The 21,779-nt window shown below is 67.1% G+C and carries 20 protein-coding genes; 9 read left to right on the top strand and 11 right to left on the bottom strand.

The annotated features are described in order from the left end of the window. Positions 1-85: 85 nt before the first annotated feature. Positions 86-511, top strand: a complete 426-nt coding sequence (locus LWW96_RS12580) for a hypothetical protein (protein WP_291487494.1) — start codon at positions 86-88, stop codon at positions 509-511. A 56-nt stretch (positions 512-567) separates the two neighbouring features. Here the strand turns inward: LWW96_RS12580 and LWW96_RS12575 are convergent, their stop codons facing one another. Further along, positions 568-1,485: a LysR family transcriptional regulator gene (locus tag LWW96_RS12575; RefSeq protein ID WP_291487492.1), complete on the bottom strand. Its 918-nt coding sequence runs from the start codon at positions 1,483-1,485 to the stop codon at positions 568-570. A 111-nt stretch (positions 1,486-1,596) separates the two neighbouring features. Here LWW96_RS12575 and LWW96_RS12570 point away from each other — a divergent pair, with 111 nt between their 5' ends. Further along, positions 1,597-2,634, top strand: coding sequence for a sodium-dependent bicarbonate transport family permease (locus LWW96_RS12570; RefSeq protein WP_291487490.1), 1,038 nt, complete (start codon positions 1,597-1,599; stop codon positions 2,632-2,634). Between the two features lie 260 nt (positions 2,635-2,894). After that, positions 2,895-4,562, top strand: a complete 1,668-nt coding sequence (locus tag LWW96_RS12565) for an IPTL-CTERM sorting domain-containing protein (RefSeq protein ID WP_291487488.1) — start codon at positions 2,895-2,897, stop codon at positions 4,560-4,562. A 118-nt stretch (positions 4,563-4,680) separates the two neighbouring features. Here LWW96_RS12565 and LWW96_RS12560 read toward each other — a convergent pair whose 3' ends face one another. Beyond that, positions 4,681-5,904 (bottom strand): PA0069 family radical SAM protein, encoded by a 1,224-nt coding sequence (locus tag LWW96_RS12560; protein ID WP_291487486.1) that lies wholly within the window; start codon positions 5,902-5,904, stop codon positions 4,681-4,683. A gap of 181 nt (positions 5,905-6,085) precedes the next feature. On the opposite strand from LWW96_RS12560, the gene rnk reads away from it, so the two are divergent. Further along, a complete protein-coding gene (gene rnk, locus LWW96_RS12555) occupies positions 6,086-6,499 on the top strand; it encodes a nucleoside diphosphate kinase regulator (RefSeq protein ID WP_291487484.1) in 414 nt (137 codons plus the stop codon). A 60-nt stretch (positions 6,500-6,559) separates the two neighbouring features. Then, positions 6,560-6,937, top strand: coding sequence for a hypothetical protein (locus LWW96_RS12550; protein ID WP_291487483.1), 378 nt, complete (start codon positions 6,560-6,562; stop codon positions 6,935-6,937). 61 nt (positions 6,938-6,998) lie between these two features. On the opposite strand, the gene LWW96_RS12545 is transcribed toward LWW96_RS12550, so the two are convergent. After that, positions 6,999-8,117 carry an acyltransferase family protein gene (locus LWW96_RS12545; RefSeq protein ID WP_291487481.1) on the bottom strand — a complete coding sequence of 373 codons (1,119 nt, stop codon included), beginning with the start codon at positions 8,115-8,117 and terminating at the stop codon, positions 6,999-7,001. A 188-nt stretch (positions 8,118-8,305) separates the two neighbouring features. Between LWW96_RS12545 and LWW96_RS12540 the strand changes: the two genes are divergently transcribed. From LWW96_RS12540 to LWW96_RS12530, 3 genes are read left to right on the top strand one after another with little or no spacing between them, the layout of a single operon-like run. After that, positions 8,306-8,908, top strand: a complete 603-nt coding sequence (locus LWW96_RS12540) for a GbsR/MarR family transcriptional regulator (RefSeq protein WP_291487479.1) — start codon at positions 8,306-8,308, stop codon at positions 8,906-8,908. Positions 8,909-8,911: 3 nt separating this feature from the next. Continuing rightward, a complete protein-coding gene (locus LWW96_RS12535) occupies positions 8,912-10,300 on the top strand; it encodes a cytochrome ubiquinol oxidase subunit I (RefSeq protein ID WP_291487477.1) in 1,389 nt (462 codons plus the stop codon). Beyond that, entirely contained in the window at positions 10,288-11,298 is a 1,011-nt protein-coding gene (locus tag LWW96_RS12530) for a cytochrome d ubiquinol oxidase subunit II (RefSeq protein ID WP_291487475.1), read from the top strand. The genes LWW96_RS12535 and LWW96_RS12530 overlap by 13 nt, the downstream gene beginning before the upstream one ends. A gap of 43 nt (positions 11,299-11,341) precedes the next feature. On the opposite strand, the gene LWW96_RS12525 is transcribed toward LWW96_RS12530, so the two are convergent. From LWW96_RS12525 to LWW96_RS12490, 8 genes are all read right to left on the bottom strand, one after another. After that, positions 11,342-12,484, bottom strand: a complete 1,143-nt coding sequence (locus LWW96_RS12525; protein ID WP_291487473.1) for an ABC transporter substrate-binding protein — start codon at positions 12,482-12,484, stop codon at positions 11,342-11,344. Positions 12,485-12,663: 179 nt separating this feature from the next. Next, positions 12,664-13,617 carry a nitronate monooxygenase family protein gene (locus LWW96_RS12520; protein ID WP_291487470.1) on the bottom strand — a complete coding sequence of 318 codons (954 nt, stop codon included), beginning with the start codon at positions 13,615-13,617 and terminating at the stop codon, positions 12,664-12,666. A 151-nt stretch (positions 13,618-13,768) separates the two neighbouring features. After that, positions 13,769-15,559: an acyl-CoA dehydrogenase gene (locus tag LWW96_RS12515; RefSeq protein ID WP_291487468.1), complete on the bottom strand. Its 1,791-nt coding sequence runs from the start codon at positions 15,557-15,559 to the stop codon at positions 13,769-13,771. A gap of 75 nt (positions 15,560-15,634) precedes the next feature. Next, on the bottom strand, positions 15,635-16,567 hold the full coding sequence (locus LWW96_RS12510; protein WP_291487466.1) for an FAD-binding protein: 933 nt from the start codon (positions 16,565-16,567) through the stop codon (positions 15,635-15,637). A 1-nt stretch (position 16,568) separates the two neighbouring features. Continuing rightward, a complete protein-coding gene (locus LWW96_RS12505; protein WP_291487463.1) occupies positions 16,569-17,324 on the bottom strand; it encodes an electron transfer flavoprotein subunit beta/FixA family protein in 756 nt (251 codons plus the stop codon). A 167-nt stretch (positions 17,325-17,491) separates the two neighbouring features. Next, positions 17,492-18,847: a mechanosensitive ion channel domain-containing protein gene (locus tag LWW96_RS12500; RefSeq protein ID WP_291487461.1), complete on the bottom strand. Its 1,356-nt coding sequence runs from the start codon at positions 18,845-18,847 to the stop codon at positions 17,492-17,494. 11 nt (positions 18,848-18,858) lie between these two features. Continuing rightward, on the bottom strand, positions 18,859-19,653 hold the full coding sequence (locus LWW96_RS12495) for an enoyl-CoA hydratase (RefSeq protein ID WP_291487460.1): 795 nt from the start codon (positions 19,651-19,653) through the stop codon (positions 18,859-18,861). A gap of 163 nt (positions 19,654-19,816) precedes the next feature. Next, positions 19,817-20,722: a histone deacetylase family protein gene (locus tag LWW96_RS12490; protein WP_291487458.1), complete on the bottom strand. Its 906-nt coding sequence runs from the start codon at positions 20,720-20,722 to the stop codon at positions 19,817-19,819. Between the two features lie 107 nt (positions 20,723-20,829). Here LWW96_RS12490 and LWW96_RS12485 point away from each other — a divergent pair, with 107 nt between their 5' ends. Next, positions 20,830-21,750, top strand: a complete 921-nt coding sequence (locus LWW96_RS12485; RefSeq protein ID WP_291487510.1) for a MoxR family ATPase — start codon at positions 20,830-20,832, stop codon at positions 21,748-21,750. The last annotated feature ends 29 nt before the right edge of the window (positions 21,751-21,779 follow it).

Genomic DNA, 21,779 nt, shown 5'->3' with positions numbered 1-21,779 from the left:
AACTCGGCCATTGGACACTTCAACCGATGGATGGCCGCGTACCCGGCGCTTGTCGAGGGCCGGCCTTGCAAGGAGCTCGCAGACCATGTACGGCGCAATTTTCTTCACCGTGGCGCTCCTGGTGACCACGGCGTACTTCCTGATGGGCGGCGTTCCCCTGCTCACGCTCAAGCACGACATTCCGCTGGATGCCCGGTTTGTCCGCAGCTTCTTCAACGTGTACTACCGGGTGGCCCTGTGCGCCTCGCTCGGCGCGTGCATCAGCTACATGGTCTGGGGACGCTACGTGTTTGCCCTGGGCGCCGCACTGTTCGCCGCTGTCACGGCTGTCTTGCGTCCGCACCTGGTGTCGGCGATGGAACGGCTGGGCGGGAAGATCGAAGCCTGCGAGACATCGGCCATACGGAACTTCCGGCGAGTGCACTCGGCGGCGCTGGCCATCAACGTCGTGCAGCTGGTTTTCATCGTCTGGGGCATTCTTCGGCTGTCCCAGGAACTCACGCCTCGGTGAGCGGCCAGCCGGGGCTGGAGACGCCCCGCCCGCCACGGTCATGCCCGGGCTTTCCTTCAGCTGTTCGGGCGGTAGCCCGCTCCCGCAGACCATTCCTTCGCCTCCGCCATCAGGTGCTCGCGGAACACCTCCGCAATGGGTGACAGCTGCTTGCCCTTGGGCCAGACCAGGTGCCACTGCGACTGGATGGGAAAGCCCTGCACGTTCAGGATGCTCAAGCCCGCGGGGTGAGGCCCGAGGGCGTGGCGCGAGAGGATGGACACGCCCAGTTGCCCTTCCACCGATTCCTTGATGGCCTCGTTGCTGCCCAGCTCCAGCACGGAGCCCGGCACAAACGCCATGCGGCGCAGGTGCGCGTCGGTGGCCATGCGGGTGCCCGAGCCCTTTTCGCGCAGGATGAAGCGCTCGCCCTGCAGCTGGGCCAGGGTGGTGCGCTTGCTGGCGGCGAGCGGGTGGCCCGCGGGGGCGATGACCACCAGCGGGTTGGGCATGAGGATCTGGTCTTCCAGCGGCAGGTCGCGCGGCGGCATGGACATGACGTACAGATCGTCCTGGTTGCTCCGCAGGCGGTCGATGACGTGGTCGCGGTTGAGCACTTCCAGCGAGATGTCGATGTGCGGGTGCAGCTTGCAGAAGCTGCCCAGCAGGCGGGGCACGAAATACTTGGCCGTGCTGACCACCGCCACCTTGAGACGGCCGCGGGTGAGCCCCTTGGCGCCCGCAACCCGCTGCTCGAACACATCCCATTCGGTGGCGATGGCGCGCGCCGTCCGCGCCAGGGCCAGCCCCGCCTCGGTCAGGTGCACGCGACGGGACACCACTTCGTACAGCGGCAGGCCCACGGCCTGCGTGACCTCGCGCAGCTGCATGGACGCCGTGGGTTGCGTGACGTGCATGACCCGGGCGGCCGCGCTCACGCTGCCGGTCTCGGCCAGTGCCAAAAAGAGGCGAAGCTGGCGAAAGGTGATGTTCATAGATTTTATCTATACATTGCCACGTTCGAATCGATTTTACTTGCGCACCAGGGATGCCTACCATGGCTTCTTCAAACCACTTGACGCAGTTGCGGAGAAGAAAGAAGAGCCATGCAAAGCCTGCTGGACCCGGCGATCCTGTTTTTTGCCCTGGGCGTGTTCGCGGGGGTGGTGCGTTCCAACCTGGAGATGCCCGCCGCCATTTCCCGGTTCCTGTCGATCTACCTGTTGATGGCGCTGGGGCTGAAGGGGGGCTTCGCGCTCGCGGCTTCGGGCTTCACGGCCAGCGTCGCGAGCAGCCTGGGGCTGGCTGTGCTGCTGGCGGTGGTGGTGCCGCTGGCGGGGTTTGCCGTGCTGCGCCGCGTGCTCTCGGGTTTCAACGCCGCGGCCGTGGCGGCCACCTATGGCTCGGTCAGCGCGGTGACGTTTGTGACGGCCACGCAGTATCTGGAGTCGCAACACATTGCCTATGGTGGCTACATGGCGGCTGCGATGGCGCTGATGGAGTCGCCCGCCATCCTTCTGGCCGTGCTGCTGGCCAACGCGTTGCGGCAAAAGCAGGCCCTGGCCACCGGTGCCCCGCCCTTCGTGGCGATCACGGGGTCCGGCGCCGCCACCCTGGGTGGGCAAGGTCCGGGCAAGGGAGGGCCGCACCTGTCGATAGGCAAGATCCTGCACGAGTCGTTTACCGATGGCACACAGCTGTTGCTGCTGGGCGCCATGGTGATCGGCATGGCCACGGGCGATGCGGGCAAGGCGGCCATGCAGCCGTTTTCTGGCGACCTGTTCAAAGGCATGCTGTGCCTGTTCTTGCTGGACATGGGCCTCGCCACCGCCCGCAACCTGCCCGCGGTGCGGCAGCAGTCGCCCTGGCTTGTGGCCTATGCGGTACTGGGCCCCATCTGCCATGCCACGCTGGCCCTGGGCCTGGCCTGGCTGCTGCAAGTGCCGGCCGGCGATGCGACGCTGCTGATGGTGCTGGCGGCCAGCGCGTCCTACATCGCCGTCCCGGCCGTGGTGCGGTATGCCATTCCGGAAGCCCATCCGTCGCTGTACGTCAGCCTGTCGCTGGGGGTGACATTTCCGCTCAACATCGTGCTGGGGATTCCGCTGTACACGCAGGTGGTGCAGGGAGTTTGGGCGGGTTGAGGGGCCGCAAGGGCTCGTCTGTTCACCACACTCCTGTTCGCAGGTGGGTGGGCCACAGGACGGAACGTGGAATGCTGAATGCGGACATTTAAAAGTTGCAGAAAGCTTTTCCTGCAGATAACTTCCTGCCCAGCAAGTTGCTGGCGGTACTTCGTCTCAGTTCAGTTCAGTTCACTCCGCCCCCGCACATCTTGCTGCCCGGGCCTCCGGCAAGCGCTGCCGAGAGTGCTATTCCACTCCCTCGCTGCACGACTGATCGCATGTCTCGAATCTCGTCACTTCCGCTTGTGCTCACCGCACTGCTCGGCTTTGCCGCTCAGAGCCAGGCCCAGACCGTTCTTTACCAGGAAAATTTCGGAACTGCCTGCTCTCCTCCTGCGGCCGTGCCAGCGCCTTTGACCACACACAATGTTGATGGGCGCACACCAGACGCCATGGTTTCCTATGTCAACAATGCGTGGATCGTGCGCGATGACTTTGGACGCGAAATCGGTAACTGCGCCGCTTTCAGCACCTCCTGGTATGTCCCGTCTGGCACTGCGGATGACTGGCTGGTCCTCCCACCGGTCGCCGCAACGGCCGGCACGCGACTGTCTTGGAGAGCGGTCACTTACGACCCCGACTTCCGCGACGGCTATGAAGTTCGCCTTTCCACTGGAGGCAGCAATCCGAGCGACTTCACGGCCGTGCTGCTGACAGTTGGGCAAGAAGAAGCGACCTGGACCCCACACGAGTTGTCACTGGCTGCGTATGCTGGCCAGACAGTGCGCATCGCGTTTCGCAACAACTCCAACGACAAATTTCTGTTGCTGCTGGACGATCTGCTGATTCAGGACCTTCCAACAGGGACCTGCGGCGCAGCGCAAGGCGGACTCTTTTCATCGGCGCCGGCAGCCGATCTCTGCGGTGCAGGGACGGCATCCGCCGTCACGACAAACCTGGCGACCTACAGTTGGACCTGTGGCGGCGCAGGGATGGCGGCTGCGAGTTGTTCCGCAGACAAGGGCTATGACGTGGTCTTGACCGCCTCGCCGCCCGGTGGCGGTTCTGCGGCATGTGCCAGCAACCCGGTCATCCACGGCGGCACGACGACCTGTACACCCGCGGCATCCCCGGGCTATTCATTCACCGACTGGTCGGGCGACTGTTCCGGATCGACCTGCGTGCTGGGCAACGTCACCAGTGCGCACAGTGTCCAGGCCAATTTCGCGCTGAACACTTATGGCATCGGTACCGAAGTGCTGCCTCCTGGGGCAGGCACCGTGAGTTGCACCAACAACCCCGTGACTCATGGGGGCAGCACGGCCTGTACCTACACCCCCCATCCAGGCTACACGTTCACCCACTGGAGCGGGGATTGCTCCGGTGCCACCTGCAGCATTGCCGCAGTGACCAGTCCCAAATCGGTGACTGCCAACTTCATCACCCAGTCGCAGACTCTCAGCACCCCGCACGGGGACGTGGTCCTGGCGGTCGGCGGAACCTGGAGTATCACCAGCACCCACCAGACACCTGCAGCCGCCCCTCCCCCCGGCGAGAGCGCCTATCCGTATGGACAAATGGGATTCCGGGCTGAGGGGCCCGCGGGCGGGTCTGTGACCGTGACACTCACCTTCCCATCCCCGATCCCGCCGGGGTCGAAGTTGCTCAAGTACACGGGTAGCACCTGGGTGGCATGGCCGACGACGCCTGTCGGTCCGAATGCGCTGAGCTTTACTGTCAGCGATGCACAGAATGTGGGCAGCACAGGAGCCTCCACGGGGGACATCAACGCAGCGCCGGGAATCATTGATGACCCAGTGGCGCTGGCGGTTCCATTGGGAGCTGGAGCGGCAGCGATCCCTGTGCTGTCTCCGTGGGCCCTCATGGCGCTGTCTTCTCTTGTCGGGATTTGCGGATTTGCCTGGATGCGACGACGCGAAACCTGACCAGGCAAACCGTCCGGGGGCCGTTGGCGCATGCGGCCGGGGCAGCTCTGCTGGCCCCCTCGGTGGCAGCGCACGACTCTGCGCCTTGTGGCGCGGCGCACCCAGACGCTGGCGGTGGTCAAAACAGGCTGCTCTGGCCCCGCAGGTGCCCGGGCCGAAACAGCCCCAGGTCCAGTTCCTCGCGCTCGCGGTTCAGCCCCAGGCGCCGGCAGGTGGCGGCAAACCGCTGGCGCAGCAGGTCGGCCCACAGGCCGCTGCCTTTCATGCGGGTGGCAAAGTCGCTCTGGTAGGCCTTGCCAGCCGTGCGTTCCGACGGGCTGAGGTTGTGCAGGTCCTGCACGCGCGCCATCACGCGAGCGGCGCGCTGCGGGTAGTGCACCTGCAGCCATTCCTGGAACAAGGCGTTCAGCTCCCAGGGCAGCCGCAGCACGGTGTAGAAGGCAGTGCGGGCGCCGGCTTCGCGGGCGGCCTCCAGCACCTGCTCCATGTCTTCGGTGACGAAAGGAATCTGCGGCGCCACGCTCACCCCCACCGGCACCCCGGCCTCGGCCAGTGCGCGAATGGTCCGCAGGCGCCGGTACGGCGCTGCAGCGCGGGGCTCCATGCGCCGCGCCAGGTCGGCATCCAGCGTGGTGATGGTGACGTACACGGCGGCCAGCCGCTGCGCGGCCAGCGGGGACAGCAGGTCCAGGTCGCGCTCCACCCCGCTGGATTTGGTGATGAGCGAGAAAGGGTGCCGCGCTTCGCGCATCACCTCAATGACAGCGCGGGTCAGGCGCAGGTCGCGCTCCACCGGCTGGTAGCAGTCGGTGGCGGAGCCGATGTTGATCAACCGGGGCACATAGCGCGGCTGCGCCAGCTCCTGCCGCAGGATGTGGGCAATGTTGTGCTTGGCGACGATCTGCGTCTCGAAGTCCAGCCCGGGCGAGAAGTTGAGGTAGCTGTGGGTGGGCCGCGCGTAGCAGTAGATGCAGCCGTGCTCGCAGCCCCGGTACGGGTTGACCGACGATTCGAAAAAGATGTCCGGCGAGTCGTTGGACGTGATTGCGCTGCGGGCGGTCTCCAGGTGCACGCGCGTGGCCGGTGCGGGCGCGCCATCCTCGTCGTCCGGCGGCGGCGCGCTGCCATACGGGGCGCCGCTGGCGTCCTCGGCATGGGGTGGCACGGGGCCGGGCGCGGTGCGGCCCCAGCCGTCGTCCAGGGCCTCGCGCTGGTCCCGGGCAAACCGGTGGGGCATGGCGCTGGCTGCCCCCCGGCCCCGCACCGTCTGCAGGGGAATGCGGACGGGTTCGGGTTCGGCCGGAAGGTCGGAGCGGTCGGTCGTGGTGGCAGGGCGCGGCATGGACGCAGGGCGAGGGAAGCCAAATTAAACTGTACATATATACAGTATCACAATCGCGCGCAGGCGTCCATCTGCCACCGCGCGGCGGGGGGCCGGCAGGGTCCATAGACCGCGCGTGGCAGTGCGACATTGCCGATCGTCTACAGTCCCGCGCTTTGCCCCCCATCCGAAGAGGTACCCCATGGCGCGCAAGCCGCAAATCACCCTGTCATCGCTCGACGTAGAACGCATTGAAGCCCTGCTGGCCGCCCTCCCCGCCAGCGTGTTCCCGGGCAAGGCCGATCTGCAGGCAGAGCTTGACCGGGCGGATGTGGTGGCGCCCGAAGAGATACCGCCCAACGTGGTCACCATGAACTCCACCGTGCAGTTCTCCATGCTGGAAACGGGCAAGGAGTTCTGCCTGACGCTGGTGTACCCGCGCGACGCCGACGGCACGGCGGACCGCATCTCCGTGCTGGCCCCCGTGGGCAGCGCGCTGCTGGGCCTGGCCGTGGGCGACGAGCTGGCTTGGCCGGGGCCTGGCGGAAAGTCGATGACGGTGCGCGTGAAGGACATCCTGTTCCAGCCCGAAAGCGCCGGAGAACTGCACCGCTGAAGCGGCGCGGCCGTGGGGGGTTGGCGCGCAGCCGCGTGTGCCGCGACAATGGCCTCCGCCATGAACACGCCGCCCCCCGAGACCCCGCAGCCGCCCGAGGCCTTCGACCCCGACTCGACCGTCGCCTTCCAGCGGCGCATGGAGCGCGCTCCCGAGTGGTTCTGCTCGTTCCTGGCCGGCAACAGCCGGGAAAAAAGCCGACTCAAGCGCGAGATGGCCACCCTGCGGGGATCGGTGGTCTGGCTGGTACAGCAGCGCCGGCAGGGCAACTGGGACGCGGCCGAGCGGACCCATCTGCGGGAAGTGATGCGCTCAGCGTCCTCCGTGAGCCCCTATCTGCTGGTCTGGGTGGTCCCGGGGTCCATGCTCATCCTGCCGTTCATGGCCTGGTTCCTGGACCGCCAGCGCAAACGGCGCGAGCGCAAACAGCTGGATTGACGGCGCGCCTCCGACGCTGCGCACGCGCCGGGCCCGCACGGAAGCGGGCAACCGCAGTGGCTCAGGCCCAGTTGCTGGACAGCGCCACGAGCATGCCCGCGCCCACCAGCCCCGCCTGCCACCGCAGCGCGGTGGACCAGGATGGCACATGCTGCTCCACGCGCAGATAGAGCTGGCGCCCCGCCGCGAGCGAGAGGCCAAAGGCCAGCAGCATCCCCAGCGCATTGAGTTCCTGCGACGCGGGCCACAAGTGGCTGACCACGGCGTTGACCAGCAGGCACACGGCAAAGTGCACGAGGAACACGGAGTACGACATGCGCCCGATCTCCACCAGGGGAGCAAAGCCGCGCACCGCCTTCAGCGACTCCGAGCGCAGGGCGGCCACCAGGCACAGCGCCGTCACCAGCGCCACCAGAATGCGCCCGCGGAAGTCCAGCGCCAGCGCCATGCCCCCCAGCAGCAGCATCACCGCCGTCCAGGCCCAGGGCCGGGACGAGTGCACCGCCCAGTAGGCCAGCATGCCCAGGCCGTAGGCGCCAAAAAAGTAGACCGCCCACATGTCCAGCCCGGGCAGGCGGTTGAAGATCCAGAGCGACGCCGCCACGCCCACCACAACCAGCGTCTGTATCAGACGGGTCGCGTGCTGGCGGACCCAGGCCCCCGGGCACGCCCGGACTGCGGCCCAGATCAGCACGCCCAGGGCAAACAGCTGGAAGTCAATGGCCACGTACCACACCCCGGCGGACAGCGCCCCCGCGCCCACGATGTCCTGCAGCAGGAGGGCGTTGGCCAGCAGCTGCGACAGCGTGGGCTCGTCCGGCACGGAGGGGTGCGCCAGGAACGGCCGCACCAGCGCCGCCACCAGCACCGTCAGCAGCAAGGCCACGGCGTACGGCACCACCAGGCGGACAAACCGCTTGGCCACGGCATTGCCCGCGTGCCCGAAGCGGGGCACGCCCTGGGGCGCCAGGCTGGCGGTGGCCAGGTAGCCGCCCAGCACCAGAAACACCTGCACGGCCATGCGCCCGTAGTCATAGAGCCAGCCGATCAGCCCGGGTGCCAGCGGCTGGGCGATGTCGGACATCGGTCCGTAAAAAGCCAGGTGGTGCCAGACGATGGTGACGCATGCCAGGCCCTTGACCATGTCGATCAAGGGCATTCGGGAAGGTGTGGAGGACATCGCGGAGCGGGCGGCGGGCAGGAGCTGCGGCAGCCGTACTTCAGGAAAAACCCCTATTGTCGCCCGGTCTTGCCATTTTGGGGAGTCCCCGTGTGCGCCCCCGGCCCGAACGGTGTTTATTCCCCGTAATTTTCTGAAATTTCAGTAATTACTGAAATTTCAGAAAATTTGGCGCACAATGCCGCTTCATGACCTACATCAACCCTTTGCCACCTTTGAACCGCCAATTCGTGGCGCACTTTGGCGAGATGGGCAGCCGCTGGGGCGTGAACCGCACGGTGGGCCAGATCTACGCGCTGCTGTTCCTGTCGCCACGCCCGATGGCCGCCGACGAGATCGCGGACACGCTGGCGTTCTCCCGCTCGAACGTGAGCATGGGGCTCAAGGAGCTGCAGGCCTGGCGGCTGGTCAAGCTCAGCCACCAGCCCGGGGACCGGCGCGAATACTTCGAGGCGCCGCAGGACATCTGGGAGATTTTCCGCGTGCTTGCCGAGGAGCGCCGGCGCCGCGAGGTCGAGCCCACGCTGTCGATGCTGCGCATGGCCCTGCTTGAAAAGGCCGCAACGGACGAAGAGCGCCACGCCCAGGAACGGATGCGCCAGATGCACGATCTCATCGACCGGCTGATGGCCTGGTTCGACGACGTGCAGCGCCTGGCACCCGACACCGCGCTGCAACTGATGGGCATGGGCGCCGCAGTGGCCCGGGTGCTGGAGTTCAAGGACCGCGTGACCGGCAAGGCCGCAGGGGCAAGCACCGCCGCCCCTGCCGCCAGCACCCCGGGGGCCTGACCCATGGACACCTTCACCCTGTCGCGCCTTCAGTTCGCGGCCAACATCAGCTTTCACATCCTGTTCCCGACCATCACGATCGCGCTGTGCTGGTTCCTGGTGTTCTTCCGGCTGCGGCATACGGCCACCCAGGGCACGCCGGCCGCGCAGGGCTGGGAGCAGGCCTACTACTTCTGGACCAAGGTGTTCGCGCTCACCTTCGCCCTGGGCGTGGTCTCCGGCATCACCATGAGCTTCCAGTTCGGGACCAACTGGCCCGGCTTCATGGAGCATGCGGGCAACATCGCCGGGCCGCTGCTGGGCTACGAGGTGCTCACGGCGTTTTTCCTGGAGGCGACGTTCCTGGGCATCATGCTGTTCGGGCGCCAGCGCGTGTCCGAGCGCATGCACCTGGTCGCCACGCTCATGGTGGCGCTGGGCACCACGCTCTCGGCCTTCTGGATCCTGAGCCTGAACTCGTGGATGCAGACGCCCGCGGGCTACGAGATCATTGATGGCAAGTTCCACGCGGTGGACTGGCTGGCCATCGTGTTCAACCCCTCTTTCCCCTACCGCCTGGGCCACAAGCTGCTGGCGTCCACCCTCACCGCCGGGTTCCTGATCGCGGGCGTGAGCGCCTGGCAGCTTGTGAAGGGCGCAGCCAACGACGGAACGCGCCGGGCCTTGCGCACCGCCATCACGGCCGTGGCCATTGCGATACCGCTGCAGATCTTCATGGGAGACCTGCACGGCCTGAACACGCTGGCGCATCAGCCCGCCAAGATCGCCGCCATTGAAGGCATCTGGCACACCGAAAAAAGCGCGCCGCTCACGCTGTTCGGCTGGCCCAACGAAAAGGAAGGGCGCACCGACTACGCCCTGCAGATTCCGCACGCGGCCAGCCTGATCCTGGCGCACGATAGCAACGCGGAGCTGAAGGGACTGAACGAGTTTCCGGGCGCCCATCCGCCCGTGGCACCCGTGTTCTGGGGCTTCCGCGTGATGGTCGGCATGGGCCTGTTGATGCTGGCCGTGGCCTGGACGAGCGCGTGGCTGCTGCACCGCCATCGCACGCGCGACCTGGCCACCCTGCCCCGCGCCCTGCTGTACACGCTGGTGGGCATGACGTTCTCGGGCTGGGTCGCCACCCTGGCCGGTTGGTACGTGACCGAAATAGGCCGCCAGCCGTACCTGGTCTATGGCCTGCTCCGCACGGCCGATGCCGTGGCCGCGCACGCCCCCGCCATGGTCGCGGGCACGCTGGCGGCCTACCTCACCGTGTACGTGCTGCTGCTGGCCGCCTACGTCGGCGTCATCAAGTACATGGCCGAACACCCGGCGGTGCCAGCCCCCGCCGTTCCCGGGCGCGAGCACGGCCCAACCACCCCCGAGGAGGCACCATGGAAGCAATGAACTGGGCCACTGCCCTGCCGCTGGTCTTCATGGCCGTGATGGGCCTGGCACTGCTGGCCTATGTGGTCCTGGACGGCTACGACCTGGGCGTCGGCATTCTGCTGCCCTTTGCCACCGATGCGGAGAAGGACGTCATGGTGTCCAGCATCGGCCCGTTCTGGGACGCCAACGAGACCTGGCTGGTGCTGGGCGTGGGCGTGCTGCTGGTGTGCTTTCCCATCGCGCACGGCGTGGTGCTCTCGGCCCTGTACCTGCCGGTGGCGGTGATGCTGGTGGGGCTGGTGCTGCGCGGCGTGGCCTTCGACTTCCGGGTCAAGGCCCGGGATGCGCACAAGACCACCTGGAACCGCCTCTTCGCCGCAGGCTCGCTGGTGGCCACGCTGGCGCAGGGATGGATGCTGGGGGCCTACATCACGGGGTTCCAGAACGATCTCTGGGGGCTGCTGTTTTCCACCGGCATCGCCATCACCCTTCCGGCCGCCTACGCCATGCTTGGCGCCGGCTGGCTGCTGATGAAGACCGATGGCGCCCTGCAGCGCAAGGCCGCACGCTGGGGCCAGGGCGCACTGTGGCCCATGGGGTTCGCGCTCATGGGCATCTCGCTGGCCACGCCGCTGGTCAGCCAGACGGTGTTTGCCAAATGGTTTGCGCTGCCGGAGCTGTTTGCGCTACTGCCCATTCCGCTGGCCTGCGTGGCGGCTTTCTTTGCCATCCGCCATGTGCTGGTCACGCCGCGGGTGGTGAACGCGGGCTACGGCTGGGTCGTGTTTGCCGCCACGGTGCTGATCTTCGTGCTGGCCTTCTTCGGACTGGCCTACAGCATCTATCCCTACATCGTGATCGACCGGCTGACCGTGTGGCAGGCGGCCAGCGCCACCGAGTCGCTGGTGGTGGTGGGCATCGGCGTGGCCATCACGCTGCCCGCGATCATTGCCTATACGGTCTTCATGTACCGGGTGTTCTGGGGCAAGGCGCGCGAACTGACGTACGGGCTTTGACAAGGGGCGCGGTCCAACGGCCGCGGCGCCCCAGGAGGCACGTTCAATACCGCAAGCTGCCCTCGGCGTCCACGATGGCCAGCTCCACATAGCTGGACCCGTTGTGGCTCTTGGGCGAGTACTTGACGCTGAAGCGGCCGAACGCAATCTCGCCAGCGTCCTCCAGCGTCTTGGTGAACGATTCGGTGGTCAGGTTGCGCCCCGTGCGGCGCAGCCCCTCCACCAGCAGCCGCGCGTGCACGAAGCCTTCAAACTGCGATGCCGACGGCTGGGCCGCAGGCGACTTGGCGCGCAGCAGGGCCAGGTATTCCGCCACCACCGGCACGGTGGTGTTGCGCAGCGACGGCATGATCTGCGCCAGGATGATGCCGCGCGCCTTGTCCTTGAGGTCGCGCTGGATCACGTCCATGCTGGCCACCGAGAAGCCATAGAAGGCCGGCCGCGCCGCGGTGGCCTGCACCGCCTTGACGTAGCTGGTGAAGGTGGCGCCCGCGGTCGCCAGGATCACGGCCTGGGGCTGCGCGGCTTCGGTAGCGCGGGCCGCGGCGGTGAAGTCGGGCTGCTTGGCATCCACCTTGATCTCCGCCACAAAGGCCAGCTTTTCTTCGTCCGAGGCCTTTTTCAGCTCGGCCAGCAGCGTCTTGCCCAGGCCGTCGTCCGGGTAGAACACCGCCACGCGGGTGATGCCCTGCTGGCGCAGCTGCGAGACGATCTTGGTCGCCTCCGCGGCGTAGCCCGCGCGGACGTGGAACACATAGGGGTTGAAGGTTTCGCGGAACGCCGAGGCGCCGGTGACCGGCCCGAACAGCAGCGTGCGGTGCTCCTTGACCAGCGGCAGGATGGCCGCCGTCTGGGCCGTGCCGGTGCTGTGGAAGATCATGAAGACCTTGTCGTTCTCCAGCAGCTGCCGCGTGTTCTCCACCGCCTTTTGCGTGTCGAACCCGTCGTCCAGCGTGGTGTAGCGGATCATGCGGCCGTGCACGCCCCCCTGGGCATTGACCGCATCGAACAGAAGCCGCGAACCCTCGCCGTACTGCGCCGTCTGCGGCCCCAGCGGCCCGGACAGCACGGCCGAGGCGCCCAGCCGGATCTCGTCGGCGGTCACGCCCTCGTTGCGGGCCAGGGCCAGGCCTGCGGCGCCCAGGGCGCCCACGGCCAGCGCCAACGCCAGTAGCTTGCGAAGCATTGCGAATTCCCCCAAGGATGGTTGAACCGGCACGCCTCGCCGCAAAGCCCGGCGCCCAGTTAGTTATGGGTCATCATCGCTTTGCAGGGGCCGTACCGTCTATTGGGGGTTTGCCCTGTCGCGCTGAATTGACAGCGGGGGCAGGGCCTGCCACCCGCGCGCCGTGCGGCCGGCGGGGCTCAGAGCTTCAGGCGCGCGCGGGCCGCCTCGTACTCGGCGCGGAATTTGCCCACCAGTTCGGCCGTGCTGGTCACTGCGTTGATCGCGCCAATGCCCTGGCCGCAGCCCCAGATGTCCTTCCACGCCTTTTGCGCACCGCCGCCGAAGTTCATCTTGCTCGGGTCCGATTCGGGCAGGTTGTCCGGGTCCAGCCCCGCCGCGCGGATGGAGGGCGCCAGGTAGTTGCCGTGCACGCCGGTGAACAGGTTGCTGTACACGATGTCGTCCGAGTTGCTGTCCACAATGGCCTGCTTGTACGCATCCACGGCCCGCGCCTCGTGCGTGGCGATGAAGGCCGAGCCGATGTAGGCAAAGTCCGCACCCATGGCCTGGGCGGCCAGGATGGCGCCGCCCGAGGCAATGGAGCCCGACAGCGCCAGCGGGCCGTCAAACCACTGGCGGATTTCCTGAATCAGCGCAAACGGGCTCTTGGTGCCCGCGTGGCCGCCCGCGCCCGCCGCCACGGCGATCAGCCCGTCCGCGCCCTTCTCGATCGCCTTGTGCGCGAACTTGTTGTTGATGATGTCGTGCAGCACCACGCCGCCCCAGCCGTGCACGGCCTGGTTCACGTCTTCGCGCGCGCCCAGGCTGGTGATGATGATCGGCACCTTGTACTTGGCGCAGACCTGCATGTCGTGCTCCAGCCGGTCGTTGCTCTTGTGCACGATCTGGTTGATGGCGAAGGGCGCCGCCGGCTTGTCGGGGTTCGCTTTGTTGTAGGCCGCAAGGGTCTCGGTGATCTCGGCCAGCCATTCGTCCAGCAGCTCGGCAGGACGCGCATTGAGGGCGGGCATGGAGCCCACCACGCCGGCCTTGCACTGCTCGATCACGAGCTTGGGATTGCTGATGATGAACAGCGGCGAGCCGATGACGGGCAGCGACAGATTTTGCAACACGGGGGGCAGTTTGGACATGGTGACGACTTCCAGGACAGGTTTTGAATGAAATAGCCCTCTAGCGCTTATCCATCAAGCGCGAGCAGCTATTATTTTTATAGTAAGGCCTGCACCCTGCACAGGCCTTGTCTCACTCCTCAAAAGACGGGGGACGCCCGTTCAGAACGCTTCAGAAGGCTTCCAGCGCCAGCTCGGTCACGCTGGCCGCGCCTTCCACGATGCTGTCGCGCAGGCCGGGCGCCTTCACCAGGATGTGCTCGGCATAGAACTGGGCCGTGGTGATTTTTGCGCGCATGAAGGCCGCATCCTGTCCCTTTTGCAACAGGTCCTGGGCCACCAGCAGGCTGCGCGCCAGCTGCCAGCCGGCCACCACATTGCCCGCGAGCATCAGGTAGGGCACGCTGCCCGCGAACACAGCATTGGGGCTGGCCTTGGTGCCGCCGGCCACGAAGTCGATCACGTCCACCAGCGCCTTGCGCGCGGCCGCCAGGCGCTTGGCCACCGCCTGCGCGGCGGGGGTGCCGCTGGCCAACAGCTCGCCTTCGGTCTTCTCGATCTGCGCGGCAATGCCCTTGGCCACCTGGCCGCCGTCGCGCGCCGTCTTGCGGCCGACCAGGTCGTTGGCCTGGATGGCGGTGGTGCCTTCGTAGATGGTGAGGATCTTGGCGTCGCGGTAGTACTGTGCGGCGCCGGTTTCTTCGATAAAGCCCATGCCGCCGTGCACCTGCACGCCCAGGCTCGTGACCTCCTGGCTCATCTCGGTGCTGTAGCCCTTGACCAGCGGCACCATGAATTCGTAGAAGGCCTGGTTCTGCTTGCGCGTGTCGGCATCGGGGTGGTGGTGCGCGGCGTCGAACGCGGCGGCGGCCACGGTGGACATGGCGCGGCAACCCTCGGTGTAGGCGCGCATGGTCATGAGCATGCGCTTCACGTCGGGGTGGTGGATGATGGGCGCGCTGGCGGCGATGCTGCCGTCCACCGGGCGGCTTTGCACGCGGTCCTTCGCGTACTGCACGGCCTTCTGGTACGCGCGCTCGGCAATCGCGATGCCCTGCATGCCCACGGCGTAGCGGGCGGCGTTCATCAGGATGAACATGTATTCAAGGCCGCGGTTTTCTTCACCGACGAGGTAGCCCACGGCGCCGCCATGGTCGCCAAACTGCAGCACCGCCGTGGGCGATGCCTTGATGCCCAGCTTGTGCTCGATGCTCACGCAGTGCGCGTCGTTGCGCGCACCCAGCGTGCCATCCTTGTTCACTAAAAACTTGGGCACCACGAACAGGCTGATGCCCTTGACGCCTTCGGGCGCGCCCTGCACACGGGCCAGCACCAGGTGCACGATGTTCTCGGCCATGTCGTGCTCACCGTAGGTGATGAAGATCTTGGTGCCGAAGACCTTGTAGGTGCCATCGGGCTGGGGTTCGGCGCGGGTGCGCACCAGGGCCAGGTCCGAGCCCGCCTGGGGTTCGGTCAGGTTCATGGTGCCGGTCCACTCCCCGGTGACCAGCTTCTCCAGGTACGTGGCCTTGAGCTCGTCGCTGCCGGCGGTGAGCAACGCCTCGATGGCGCCGTCGGTCAGCAGCGGGCACAGCGCGAAGCTCATGTTGGCGCTGTTGGTCATCTCGATGCAGGCCGCGCCGATCGTCTTGGGCAGGCCCTGGCCACCAAAGTCGGCCGGGTGCTGCAGGCCCTGCCAGCCGCCCTCGGCGTACTGGCGGAAGGCTTGCTTGAACCCGGGGGTGGTGGTGACCACGCCGTTGTTCCAGCTCGACGGGTTCTTGTCGCCTTCCCAATTGAGCGGGGCCAGCACACCCTCGTTGAACTTCGCGCACTCTTCCAGCACAGCGGCGGCGGTGTCCAGGCCGGCGTCTTCAAAGCCGGGAATCTGCGCGATCTGTTCGATGTTGGCCAGGTGCTCGATGTCGAACAGCATGTCCTTGACGGGGGCGGTGTAGCTCATGGGGGTCTCCGAGAAAGCAGAAATTCGTCAAAAAAAAGGCATCGCAAGCGATGCCTTTGTGCAAGCCGCAGGGCCTTACAGGGCCTTGACCAGTTCCGGCACGGCCGTGAACAGATCGGCTTCCAGGCCGTAGTCGGCCACGCTGAAGATTGGGGCCTCCGGGTCCTTGTTGATCGCCACGATCACCTTGGAGTCCTTCATGCCCGCCAAGTGCTGGATGGCGCCCGAGATGCCCGCGGCGATGTACAGCTGCGGCGCCACGATCTTGCCGGTCTGGCCCACTTGCAGGTCGTTGGGGGCGTAGCCCGCATCCACCGCGGCGCGGCTGGCGCCGATGGCGGCGCCCAGCTTGTCGGCCAGCGGGGTGATGACTTCGTCGAACTTTTCCTTGCTGCCCAGGGCCCGGCCGCCGGAGACGATGATCTTGGCGGCGGTGAGTTCGGGGCGGTCGCTCTTGGCGATTTCGCTGCCCACGTAGCTGCTCTTGCCGGCGTCGGCGGCTGCGGCGGCGGTTTCCACGGCGGCGCTGCCACCGGTAGCGGCTGCGGCGTCAAAGCCGGTGGTGCGCACGGTGATGACCTTCACGGCATCGGCGGACTGCACGGTGGCGATGGCGTTGCCAGCGTAGATGGGGCGCTCGAAGGTGTCGGCACTCACCACCTTGGTGATGTCGCTGATCTGGGCGACGTCCAGCTTGGCGGCCACGCGGGGGGCCACGTTCTTGCCGCCAGCGGTGGCGGGGAAGACGATGTGGCTGTAGTTGGACGCAATGGCCAGCACTTGGGCGGCCACGTTCTCGGCCAAGCCGTGTTCCAGGCCGGCTGCGTCGGCGTGGATCACCTTGCTCACGCCAGCGATCTGGGCTGCGGCCTGTGCTGCAGCGCCGGCATTGTGGCCGGCCACCAGCACGTGCACGTCGCCACCACAGGCGGCTGCAGCGGTGACGGTGTTCAGCGTGGCGCCCTTGATGGACGCGTTGTCGTGTTCAGCAATAACGAGTACCGACATCTCAGATCACCTTTGCTTCGTTCTTGAGTTTTTCGACCAGGGCGGCAACGTCGGCCACCTTCACGCCAGCACCGCGCTTGGCGGGTTCGCTCACCTTGAGGGTCTTCAGCCGGGGCGCCACGTCCACGCCGAGGTCTTCGGGCTTGACGGTGTCGAGCTGCTTCTTCTTGGCCTTCATGATGTTGGGCAAGGTCACGTAGCGGGGCTCGTTCAGGCGCAGGTCGGTGGTGATGACGGCGGGCAGCGTCAGGGCCAGGGTTTCCAGGCCGCCGTCGATTTCGCGGGTCACGTTGACCTTGTCAGCGGCCAGCTCGACCTTGCTGGCGTTGGTGGCCTGGGGCAGCTCGGCCAGGGCGGCGAGCATCTGGCCCACCTGGTTGGCGTCATCGTCGATGGCTTGCTTGCCCAGGATGATGAGCTGGGGCTGTTCCTTGTCCACCAGGGCCTTCAGGAGCTTGGCCACGGCCAGGGGCTGCAGGTCCAGGTCGGCCGGGGTTTCCACCAGGATGGCACGGTCGGCGCCGATGGCCATGGCGGTGCGCAGGGTTTCCTGGCACTGGGCCACGCCGCAAGAGACTGCGATGACTTCGGTCACCAGGCCCTTCTCCTTCAGGCGCACGGCCTCTTCGACGGCGATTTCGTCAAAGGGGTTCATGCTCATCTTCACGTTGGCGATGTCCACACCCGTGTTGTCCGACTTCACGCGGACCTTCACGTTGTAGTCCACCACGCGCTTGACAGGGACCAAGACCTTCATTGCAGCGGCTCCTCGATAGAGTTGGTTGAATTGACGTTTACGTAAACTGAAACATTCTATGCCGCACTGCAGCGAAACCGCTACGGAGCCGGGGCACAGACCACACGATTGCAAAAAAAGAACGATCGTGCTTTTTCTGAATTATAGGGCAGCGCGTCGCCCCGGTGTCAGGCCGCGCTGTCGCCTGCGGCACCCTGCCGGGCGGACGCCTGGGCTGGCGCGGCGGCCAACGCTTCGGCCAGGGTGGGCGCAGCGCCGTCGACCTGCACGTGCATGACCCGCTGCGGATAAGGGATTTCGATGCGGTGGGCGCGCAAGGCCTTGAGGATGGCGCGGTTGATGTCCGAGCGCAGGCCCAGCGAACCGTTCTCGGGGTCCGCGATCCAGAAGCCCACCGTGAACTCCAGCCCGTCGGCACCAAAGGCCGACAGCGATGCGCTGGGAGCGGGGTCGCGCAGGACGCGCGGGCTGGCCAGGGCCGCTTCGGTGAGCAGCTGCGCGACCTGGTCCACATCGCTTTCGTAGGCCACGCTCACGGTGGTGGACATCCACACGCGGGGGTCGGACAGCGACAGGTTCTCCACGCGCTGGGTGATAAGCAGCTCGTTGGGCACGATGGATTCGCGCCCCGCGGGCGAGCGGATCACGGTGTAGCGGGCGTTGATCTGGGTGATGCGGCCTTCAAAGCTGTCCAGCCGTACGTTGTCCCCGATGCGCATGCTGCGCTCGGCCAGGATGACGAAACCGCTCACGTAGTTGGCCGCCAGCTTCTGCAGGCCGAAGCCGATGCCCACGCCCACCGCGCCGCCCAGCACCGACAGCGCCGTGAGGTCGATGCCCGCCGCCGACATCGCCGCGATGAGCCCCACGAAGACCAGCACGGCCCGCAGTGCGTTGCTGATGGCCTTGCGCAGCGAGAGCTCGCCGCCCGTGGCCGAGCGCAGCAGCCGCGCCTCGATGGCGGCCGACACCCACAGCGCCACCAGCAGCACTGCGCCGGCGGTGAGCGCGCCTTCGATCATGGTGCGCACGGACAGCGTGGACGCCCCCACCTTCCAGGTGATGCGGTCCAGCTCGTCCAGCACGCGGGGCAGCAGCCCCGTGACCCACAGCACCATGGTCAGCCAGGCCAGCCAGGAGATGGAGCGTTCGATGGGCCGCACCCAGGCGGAACGGGGAAACGCCGCCTGCAGCACCTTGGCGCCCAGGCGGATCACCACCAGCGAGGTGAGCACGGGAATGATGACCTTGAACGCAGCCACCGGCCACCAGGTGAGGATCAGCGTGCGCGCCAGATAGCCCAGGCCCAGCAGCACCAGCGGAAACAGTGCACCGTCCAGCACGCGCTCGCCGAACAGGATCGAGCGCGGATCGCGCTGGTCCAGGGCGCGGCGCAGCACGGACACCGCACCCCATGCGAGCGCCGCGCACAACGCCAGCGCGCCCAGCTCGATCAGCACCGAGGGCTGCACGAACGCGGCCAGCCAGCCGCCCACGTCCTCCAGCATGGGCGTGGAATCCATGCGCACCGCCATCAGGGTTGCTTCCAGGCGGGGCGGCGCTTCTCGGCGAAGGCGCGGGCGCCCTCCTGCGCGGTTTCATGGACCATGTTGGCGGCCATGGTCTGGCCCGCCAGCTGGTAGGCGGCGTCCAGCCCCAGCTCGCGCTGCTGGTACACCAGGGCCTTGCCCATGGCCACCGCCACGCGCGGCTTCTGCAGGATGGACTGCACCAGCGCCTCCACCTCGGCGTCCAGCGCAGCGGCCGGCACCACGCGGTTCACCAGCCCCTCCTCGCGCGCCGTGGCGGCGTCGATGAAGTCGCCGGTGAGCAGCATCTCCATGGCCCGCTTGGCGGGCACGTTGCGCACCAGCGGCACGCTGGGCGTGGCGCAGAACAGGCCGTAGTGGATGCCGCTGGTGGCAAACGTGGCCGTGTCGGCCGCCACCGCCAGGTCGCACTGCGCCACCAGCTGGCAGCCGGCCGCCGTGGCCATGCCGTGCACGCGCGCAATCACGGGCACGCTGAGCTTGTGGATGCTGAGCATCACGCGGCTGCACTGGGCGAACAGCTGCTGGTAATACGCCAGCTCAGGGTTGGCCGCCATGTCCTTGAGGTTGTGCCCCGCGCAGAACGCCTTGCCGGCCGCAGCCAGCACGACCACCCGCGCCGTGTCGTCCCGCGCCACCCCGTCCAGCGCCTGCTGCAGCGCCGCCAGCATCTCGGTGCCCAGCGCGTTGAAGCGCGAGGGGTCGTTCAGGGTGAGCGTGACCACGCCCCGCGCGTCGCGGGCCACCTGCAGCAGGGAATCGGTGCTTGAACTTGTCATGTCTTTCTCTCGTACTTCTGACCTCGGCACATCCGCAGAAACTGGCGCGGCCCCGTGGGGGCCGCCGCGCAAGGGCCGCCCCGCCGCGCTGGCGGCGTCCCCCTTCCGCAGCGCGCAGCGATGCAAGAGAAGGGGGAAGCGGCGAAGCCGCTCAGGGGGATGCTCACAAGTCCGCCAGGATCCGCAAATGCGCCTCCACGCTGCGCGACAGCGGCCCCATCACGTAGCCGCCTTCCAGGCACGACACGATGCGCCCCTTGGCAAAGCGCCGCGCCACGTCCTTCACCCGCTGCGTGATCCAGGCGTAATCCTGCTCGGTCATGCCCAGCTGGCCCATGTCGTCCTCGCGGTGGCCGTCAAAACCGGCGCTCACAAAGATCATCTCGGGCTTGAAGGCCTCCAGCCGGGGCATCCACATCATCTCGATGATCTCGCGGATGTCCATGCCGCGGGTGTAGGCCGGTACGGGCACGTTCACCATGTTGGGGGCCGGGTTCTGGTCGCCGCTGTAGGGGAAGAACGGGTGCTGAAAGATGCTGACCATCAACGCGCGCTCGTCGTTCGCCAGGATGTCCTCGGTGCCGTTGCCGTGGTGCACGTCAAAGTCCACGATCGCCACGCGCTCCAGGTTGTAGCGCTGCAGCGCGTACTTGGCGGCCACGGCCACGTTGTTGAAGAAGCAAAAGCCCATGGCCTTGTCGCGGCAGGCGTGGTGGCCGGGCGGGCGCACCGCGCAGAAGGCGTTTTCCACCTCGCCCGCCATCACGGCGTCGGTGGCGGCCAATGCGGCGCCGGCCGCACGCAGCGACGCCTTCCAGGTGTGGGCATTGATGGACGTATCGGTGTCGATCTGCGCATGGGCGGGGCCGCCCGCCAGCAGCTCTTCGTTGAGCCGGTCGGACAGGCCGCGCAGCGCCGCGATGTGCATGCGGCCATGGGCCAGCTCGATGTCGGCCAGCGAGGCCTCGGGGGCCTCGTAGCGCTCCAGCGCGTCGGCCACGCCCGTGGCCAGCAAACGGTCTTCAATCGCGTCCAGCCGCTCGGGGCACTCCGGGTGTCCCGGGCCCATCTCGTGCTTCCAACAATCCCGGTGGGTGAAATAGCCCGTTTTGCTCACAGTCTTGCCCCCGCTTGTCCCATTTCTTGGAATTTTTCGGATAACGTCGCGCCATGATGATGAACACACAGCACAAGATCAAATCGCTTCTGGATCAGCTTAACACGGTGATTGTGGGCAAAGAGGCCCAGGTCCAGGACTGTGTGGCCTGCCTGCTGGCGGGGGGGCACCTGCTGATCGAGGACGTGCCCGGCGTGGGCAAGACCACGTTGGCGCATGCGCTGTCGCGCACCTTCGGGCTGCAGTTCTCGCGCGTGCAGTTCACCGCCGACCTGATGCCCAGCGACCTCACGGGCGTGTCGGTGTACGAGCGCGGCAAGGAAGCCTTCGTGTTCCACCCCGGCCCCGTGTTCGCCCAGGTGCTGCTGGCCGACGAGATCAACCGCGCCAGCCCCAAGACGCAAAGCGCGCTGCTGGAGGCCATGGAGGAAAAGCAGGTGTCGGTGGAGGGCGAAACGCGCGCCCTGCCCCACCCCTTCTTCGTGATCGCCACGCAGAACCCGCACGACCAGCTGGGCACGTTTGCGCTGCCCGAATCGCAGCTGGACCGCTTCCTCATGCGCATCTCCATCGGCTACCCCGACCGCGCGGCCGAGCGCCTGCTGCTGGCCGGCACCGACCGCCGCGACATGGTGGACAGCATGCTGCCGCTGCTGTCGGACGACGAGCTGGCCGAGCTGCAGCGCCAGGTGCAGGCGGTGCACACGGCCGAGCCGCTGCTGAACTATGTGCAGGACCTGATCGCCGCCACGCGCTCGGGCCGCTGGTTCCTGCAAGGCCTGTCGCCGCGCGCGGGCATTGCGCTGGTGCGCGCGGCCAAGGCCCAGGCGCTGATCAGCGGGCGCGACTACGTGGCCCCCGACGACGTGCAGGCCGTGCTGCCCCAGACCATCGCCCACCGCCTGGTGCCCGTGGGCGACGCCGGCCGCGGCGCGGTGGAGCAGGTGCGCGCCATGGTGGACGCCACCCCGCTGCCGTGACCGCGCCCTCCGAACCGGCCGCGGCGCCG

The organism is Acidovorax sp. (assembly GCF_021287135.1).
Classification (GTDB): Bacteria; Pseudomonadota; Gammaproteobacteria; order Burkholderiales; family Burkholderiaceae_C; genus Acidovorax.
This window is presented reverse-complemented; position numbering and strand designations above follow the sequence as displayed.